This window comes from Amycolatopsis sp. NPDC041971, assembly GCF_055588925.1.
The window spans coordinates 671,000-677,911 of sequence record NZ_JBVJCE010000002.1; the positions used below are offsets into that span (position 1 = coordinate 671,000).

The window sequence follows — 6,912 nt, forward strand, 5'->3', positions numbered from 1 at the left end:
ACTCGATTCGGATTGCCGAATAGAAGCTCGATCGTGACTCATTGGCAACGCGTCGATTAACGCTCGTGAACACGCGAACCTACTCCGCACGTCTCGCGACAACTGTGACGCCGTCGTTGCGCGAACGCCGCTTACCGGACCGGTTACGACCTGCATCTCAACTTCTTCGAATGACGCGAAGGTACAGGGTCCGGCCGCTGGACGAGAGGTAGGCGTCCTTGATCAGATAGTCGCCGAACGGCTTGGGACTGGGTGTGACGATGTCTATCTCGAACATCGACCTCGGTCCGGTCGCTGGTTTCGCGTAGGACATCGACACGATTGCATTTCCGGCGTGAGCGCAGGCAGCGCCAGGCGGGCATCGACTGTCGTGCTTCAAGGCTGAATATCCAAGGTAGAGGTCGTCGTCTTGGATCAGGGTCCAGGATCCGACACCAAGGGCAATCCGGTCGCCGAGCTTCGGCGGGCCGCACGACGCGTTCAACAGCAGGACTGTCAAGCCGAAAGTGACTAGTTTCAGCAGGTTGAGGTTGAGACGCTGATTTCGCATGTAAGTGACGACGTAGCAGCGGCTGGATCGGTTGCACCAATCCGATTACTAAACGAAGATTTTTCTAGAAGAGGTCGCTCGCTGGAAGGTTGGCATCCTAGTTTGTTATGGTTCAGCCGTCGAGAACGTGCTGCGGAGTCGTCTATCGCGATCCTGCCGGGCGGGAAGCGCGGACTGGTTCGCTCGGTCTCGCCGGACGTGATGGCGAGGTCCGGTGCGCTTCTGCGGGTACGCATAGTTCATCTGCCCCCTGGGCGGGACGAAATTGCTCGAGTGTTTCGACTGCGGCTCGGCGCGATAAACAGCAAGTTATTGAATCGAGCGTTCTTTGCATGATTGATTGAGTGGCGTTGCCGTCGGCTAACCGGCAATAATGGAGTTTTCGTTTTTCAAACGCAATCGTTCGATCGGGGGTCAGGGCGGTGACCCGAGACGCCTTCAACGAAGGGCGGATTCATGCGACTTTTATCACCGAAGCAACGGATCATCGTCAGTGTGATGTCCGGAATCATGACATTCGTGTCGATCTGGTTCGCTCCAGGGGCGCAGGCAACATCAGCCGTGGGTTATACCCTCGTGCAAGAAATTCAGACGCAGGGCCGCCACGTCAAGTTGTGGCGTAATACCGATACCGGGAGGATTCCACGGCGAAATCACTGATGCCAATTGGCCTGATCAGTTGATGCTAACCGGGAGCGGCTGCGCTGGGGACCCGGTGAACTGCTACGTGACCTACGTGCCGCCGGGTTCAAGCTTCGCGAACACTCCTGAAGTCACTAGCGTGGTCGATGCCTGCGGGTCTGCGGGAGCAGGATGGAAGTGTACCTGCATCGTCTGCCTGCTCGATCAGGACGAACAGTCCTTCGCGGCGTCACGCGGTGTAGCGATCACTCGACAAGAATCGGCCACGGATAACAAAGCTCGAGAACTGTTGTTCTGACACTCGTCAGATCAACCGAATTTCTCGTTGTCGAAAGGTAATCCGACCCCAGAGGGTGGTCACCCATGACAGAGAGTGTTGTTTAGAGCGGAGCAGCGGATGTGCCGGTCGATGGACGCCGGGTGCTGGTGAGGTTGCGGATACGGCGGATGTGGTGCCTTGTCGCCGAGTGCGCGCCAGACCTTCCGGGAGCAAGTGCCAGGCTTGATCGAGCGATATCAGCGGCGCGCCGTCGGGCTCGGTGAGCAGGTCCGCAGTGTCGTGCGCGAGCTGGCTGGCGGGGCCTCTGCCTGGTTGCTGCCGGTGGTCGGGATCGCACTCGGGCGCGATACCGCGGTTCGGGTCTTGCTCGGCATCCCGTTACCGGATCACGCGGTTCCGCGAGTGCTGGGGATCGATGATTTCGCCCTGCGTAAGAGTCATGACTACGCCACCGTGATGATCGACGCCGACAGCGGCACCCGGATCGACGTCCTGCCTGGGCGCGGCGCCGAGGTGGTGGCCGCTTGGCTGCGGGCGCATCCAGGAGTCGAGGTCGTATGCCGGGACGGGTCGGCAGCCTATGCGCAGGCCGTGTGGGATGCGCTGCCGCACGCGATCCAGGTAGCAGACCGATGGCATCTCTGGCACGGTCTGTGCGACGCCGCGGTCAAGGAGGTCGCAGCCCACAGCGCGTGCTGGGCCTCGGCCACGGGACTGCGCCAGGGTCCGCTTGCTGAGACCACACTCCAGCGGTGGCAACAGATCCATGCTCTGCTCGAGGCTTGAGTCGGGCTGTTGGACTGCTCACGCCGTCTCGGTCTGGCGTTGAACACAGTCAAGCGTTACGCCTGCCCGGCTGGCGGTATGGACCACCGGCGCTCGCGAGGCGGATCTACCCCACGTGCACTCCTTCGCCCGAGGCATCGAGCAGGACATCGACGCCGTCACAGCTGCGATCACCCTCGATCACCACAATGGGCGAACTGAAGGCGTGAACACCAAAACGAAGCTCCTCAAGCGGCAGATGTACGGAAGAGCCGGAATCGCTCTTCTACGCCACCGCATCCTCCTCGGATAGCACCACCGAAAGTAGGCCAGAGCCGTTCTTTTGACAGACCCGTTTGCCTCACCGAGTGGGCGACGGCAGCGGGGATGTTGCTGCCGCAGGGGACCCATGACCGGGATGTCTCCCGGCAAATCTATGCCGCGTCAGCGGGGGGATGAAGCGTGCGGGGGCGGTTTTCGCAACGCTGACGGCGCCGCACCCTTACCCGTGGCTCCGACGCTTCTGGAGTGTCATCCTGAACCGCCCCGGGTTCGGTAAAAACTCGCTGCTGGGGTTAGGCGACCAGGCTGTTCAGGTCACCTAACTCGTACAGGGTCTCGAATTCGGTCGGTGGTCGGTAGACGCAGGCCTCGTGTAGAGGCCGGGCAGTGTACCACTCGACCCATGCGGTGGTGACGATCTCGACGTCTTTCTTCTGGTGCCATGGTCCTTGCGGTTCGATCGACTCTATTTGTATAAACCGATGGTGGATTCCGCGAGTGCGTTGTCGTAGGCGTCGCCGACGGTGCCGATTGACGCGTCGATATCCGCATCAATGAGACGTTGAGTGAACCGGAACGATGTGTACTCAGTCGGCAGATACCGTCAACTGGAGACAACCCCACGGAAGTCCCAAGCAAGCATCCGCGCCTGCCACAGTTCCCCGGATTGTCATCCAAATTAACGGACAACAAATACCGGGCAAATTCACGTCAAATAGCTCGCACTGCGGCATTCATCGATAAACTTCTAGGAATTGTTCCAGGCTGATTTGGTAATAGAATGGTGTTGACTCTGACACTGCTACTTCATTAGCGTCAGGAGTGCCGCTCAATCGGCTTGAACCCCAGAAGGAGTGCGAATATGCTGAGCATGCGCAAGAGTTCCTTGATGGCAGCGACTTTGGTCGCCATGGCAGCGTCATCCGCCATGATCCCGGTCAGCCCGGCTTCCGCTACATCTTCGGGAGTGACAGCATGGGAATGCCAAGGACTCTATGGTTGCCTGTACGAGGACGCCGGCGGGCAGACGTCCAGGTACGAGCTCTATGCCTGTGGCACCAAGGACCTCCCCGTCGAATGGCGATACCGTGTCTCGTCGATTCAGACGAGGTCCAGGTCGGTGCGCCTTTACAAGAATGACGGCGTGATCGGGGACTACCCCGCCAATGTGCGACGCGATCTATACCGCGGCGACAACGACCTGGCAGTCAGGTACACGGTTTTCTGCTGATTCGCTCACCTGTCCGTCTCGCTGGCACTAAGCAGCGAAGTCTAGAATAGTGGTTACGTTCGTGGTCGTGAGTGGCAAGCAGAGTCAGACCACTGCTTGCCACTCACGATCGCCAAGTCAGGCATGACCCGTAGTGCATGACCCGCCTTCCGCTTCCGGGTACAAGACAGAAAGAACAGACACTACCTGCGGTCGGCGAACAACTCCGCGGAGTCACACTGCCCGGAAGTTTCCGGCTCGAAGTGCGGGGATTCGTGCTTCGGGACCTGCCCAGGGCCGGCCGCCGAGTTACCGGTCACGGCCGTGGGCGACTCCGGCTGCCCACGGGCTTGCGGGTCTTCTGCCCGAAGCGCTCGAGCCACTTCATGTGGCCAATCATGGCCTAGTGCCTCGTCAAGAAACGTTGACGTCGTCATCGTGTCGCGTGGACATTCGGGCCGGTGATCGCGAGGCTGGCTGTGGAGGTGAGGCTGGTGGCTCGTCAGCCGGAGGTGTTCGCGCGGTCGTTGGAGCCGGAGGAAGCCCAGCGGGCTGGTCAAGATCACGAGGTCGGCGAAGGACCGGGTGTGGCTGCGCCGGTCCGGGATCGTGCTGGCCTCGGTGCAGGGCCGGTCCGCGGGTGAGATCGCGATGATGTTCGCCGCGACGGAGGGTTATGTGCGGGAGGTGATCCACGCGTTCAACGACTCCGGGTTCGCGGCGTTGTCCCCAAAATGGAGGGGCGGCCGACCGGCTAAGTTCGGGCCGGCCGCCCGTGAACGGATCTGCCGTGTCTCCGCGTGCAAGCCCGCCGAGCTGGGGTTGCCGTTCACGACGTGGAGCCTGACCAAGCCGGTCGGTTACCTCGCCGAACACGCGTGGATCAGGACGAGCACCGAGACCGTCCGGCAGATCCTGCGCAAGGCGGGCGTGTCCTGGCAGGCGACGAAAACCTGGAAAGCCGGCAAGGATCCCGATTTCGTGGCCAAGAAGACCCGCATCCTCGACCTCTACGACCACCCACCCGCCGATGGACGGGTGATCTGTGTCGACGAGTTCGGGCCGCTGAACCTGCAACCCCGCCCCGGGCGTGGCTGGTTTTCGGGGCTCTGTCATGATTTCCGTGTAAGCCACGGATGACTTCTTCTTTTATTCTGATGGAGTGGCAGGCGGTTTGGGAAGAGTGCGGCGAGGGTGTTTAGTGCTTGTTTCCAGCCTCGGGTTCCTGTTCCCGATGGCCCGCCTCGGTTGCTGGTGATGTTGCGGAGTCCGAGGTAGAGCAGTTTTGTCGCGGCAGTGTCGCTAGCGTGACCGTCGCCGTCGCGGCGACGAGCACCGCCGCGGTGATCCTCATGTTCATACGATCGAGTCAAGCGGGTGAGGGCGGCCGCAGGATCGGTCTTTCGGTCCCGCCGGGCGGCCATCCGGCCGATCTCCACGGCGGATAACCGCCAGCGCCCGGACCCGCCGCGCACCACAGTGGTCGTCGTGACACCGACAACGGACGCCCTGTCCGTACTCAAAGGCATGTACGCGGCGGAAGCCGCCTACTTCTCAGCGGGCGGCCCCGGCAAGGCGACCTTCGCGTCGCTCGCCCCGTTCTTCTCCCCCGACGTGGTGCTGCACCAGGCGGATGCCCTGCCTTACGGCGGAATCTGGCGCGGCCACGAAGGCCTGGAACGGTTCTTCGCCGCCATGAGCGACACCTGGGCGGTCTTCGACATGGTGGAACAGAGCTTCCTGAGCGAGAGCAGCCCACTGGTCGTCCTGACCCGGGTGCACGTCCGCGCGAGGACCACCGGACGCGAGCTGGATTTCCCGATCCTGCAGACGATCACCGTCGAGGGCGGGCGCATCACCGAGGTGCGGCCGTTCTACTGGGACACCGCGGCGATCGCGGCGGCCTGCACGAACTAGTGCCTCATCAAGGAACGTTGAGGTGGTAACCGTGTCGCGTGGACATCCGGGCTGGTGACCGCGAGGCTGGCCGTGGAGGTGAGGCCGATGGCGCGTCAGCCGGAGGTGTTCGCGCGGTCGTTGGAGCCGGCGGAAGCCCAGCGGCTGGTCAAGATCACGAGGTCGGCGAAGGACCGGGTGTGGCTGCGGCGGTCCGGGATCGTGCTGGCCTCGGCGCAAGGCAGGTCCGCGGGTGAGATCGCGATGATGTTCGCCGCGACGGAAGGTTATGTGCGGGAGGTGATCCACGCGTTCAACGACTCCGGGTTCGCGGCGCTGTCCCCACAATGGAGGGGCGGCCGACCGGCTAAGTTCGGGCCGGTCGGCCGTGAACAGATCTGCCGCGTCGCCGCGTGCAAGCCCGCCGAGCTGGGGTTGCCGTTCACGACGTGGAACCTGACCAAGCTGGTCGGCTACCTCGCCGAACACGCCTGGCTCAGAGCGAGCACCGAGACCGTCCGGCAGATCCTGCGCAAGGCGGGCGTGTCCTGGCAAGCGACGAAAACCTGGAAAGCCAGCAAGGATCCCGATTTCGTGGCCAAGAAGGACCGTATCCTCGATCTCTACGATCACCCGCCCGCAGACGGGCGGGTGATCTGTGTCGATGAGTTCGGGCCGTTGAACCTGCAGCCCCGTCCCGGCCGTGGCTGGTTTCGGACCGGCCGCCCGGTTCGGCTGCACGCGACCTGTACCCGTACCAAAGGGGTGCGGCAGATGTTCGCCGCGCTCGACCTCGCCACCGGGCAGATGTTCTACCGGTTCCGCGACCGCAAACGCTGGCCGCAGTTCCTCGACTTCTGCGAACAGCTGCGCCGCCGCTTCCCCGTCGGGAAGCTCTACCTGATCTGCGACAACTACGGACCACATGGCAAAGCCGAGGTCCGGGACTGGTGTGCGGCCAACGGGATCGAGCTGGTCTTCACACCCACCAACGCGTCCTGGCTGAACTGGATCGAGTGCGAGTTCACCGCGATCCGCTACTTCACCCTCGACGGCAGCGACTACCCCAGCCACACCGCCCAGGAAGCCGCCATCGCCGGCTACCTCCGCTGGCACAACCGCCACAGCCACCCCAAACGCCACTTCGCCGTCAACTCCACAATCCGCCGACCCGATTACCTACCCAACGTTGGGGTCTATCCCGTGATCGGTGTTTCCGGCGTTGTTGATCAGTAGGTTTCGGCTCCCGGCCAGCGGTCACCGAACGTGATGGCGAAGGCGTTCAGC

General features: G+C 62.4%; 5 protein-coding genes and 2 pseudogenes. 5 read left to right on the plus strand and 2 right to left on the minus strand.

Annotated elements, in window-relative coordinates; translation table 11 throughout:
* Positions 1-157: 157 nt before the first annotated feature.
* The gene (locus tag ACZ6DT_RS08250; RefSeq protein ID WP_465590486.1) at positions 158-550 is read right to left on the minus strand and encodes a hypothetical protein; all 393 of its coding nucleotides are present in this window, start codon (positions 548-550) and stop codon (positions 158-160) included.
* Positions 551-1,585: 1,035 nt separating this feature from the next.
* Here ACZ6DT_RS08250 and ACZ6DT_RS08255 point away from each other — a divergent pair.
* Together ACZ6DT_RS08255 and ACZ6DT_RS08260 are read left to right on the plus strand one after the other, a co-directional pair.
* Positions 1,586-2,550 (plus strand): annotated as a pseudogene (locus ACZ6DT_RS08255) (transposase); the annotation flags it as partial.
* Between the two features lie 1,764 nt (positions 2,551-4,314).
* The gene (locus ACZ6DT_RS08260; protein WP_465590489.1) at positions 4,315-4,869 is read left to right on the plus strand and encodes a helix-turn-helix domain-containing protein; all 555 of its coding nucleotides are present in this window, start codon (positions 4,315-4,317) and stop codon (positions 4,867-4,869) included.
* Here ACZ6DT_RS08260 and ACZ6DT_RS08265 read toward each other — a convergent pair.
* Positions 4,842-5,042: pseudogene (locus ACZ6DT_RS08265) on the minus strand (hypothetical protein); the annotation flags it as partial. The gene ACZ6DT_RS08260 and the pseudogene ACZ6DT_RS08265 overlap by 28 nt on opposite strands.
* Between ACZ6DT_RS08265 and ACZ6DT_RS08270 the strand changes: the two are divergent.
* The 3 genes from ACZ6DT_RS08270 (at position 5,037) to ACZ6DT_RS08280 (ending at position 6,861) form a co-directional block, all read left to right on the plus strand.
* A complete protein-coding gene (locus tag ACZ6DT_RS08270; RefSeq protein ID WP_465590603.1) occupies positions 5,037-5,177 on the plus strand; it encodes a hypothetical protein in 141 nt (46 codons plus the stop codon). The pseudogene ACZ6DT_RS08265 and the gene ACZ6DT_RS08270 sit on opposite strands and share 6 nt — an antisense overlap.
* A 40-nt stretch (positions 5,178-5,217) precedes the next feature.
* Positions 5,218-5,646 carry a nuclear transport factor 2 family protein gene (locus tag ACZ6DT_RS08275; protein WP_465590492.1) on the plus strand — a complete coding sequence of 143 codons (429 nt, stop codon included), beginning with the start codon at positions 5,218-5,220 and terminating at the stop codon, positions 5,644-5,646.
* Between the two features lie 87 nt (positions 5,647-5,733).
* Complete coding sequence (locus ACZ6DT_RS08280) at positions 5,734-6,861, plus strand: IS630 family transposase (RefSeq protein ID WP_465590495.1); 1,128 nt, start codon at positions 5,734-5,736, stop codon at positions 6,859-6,861.
* Positions 6,862-6,912 lie beyond the last annotated feature (51 nt).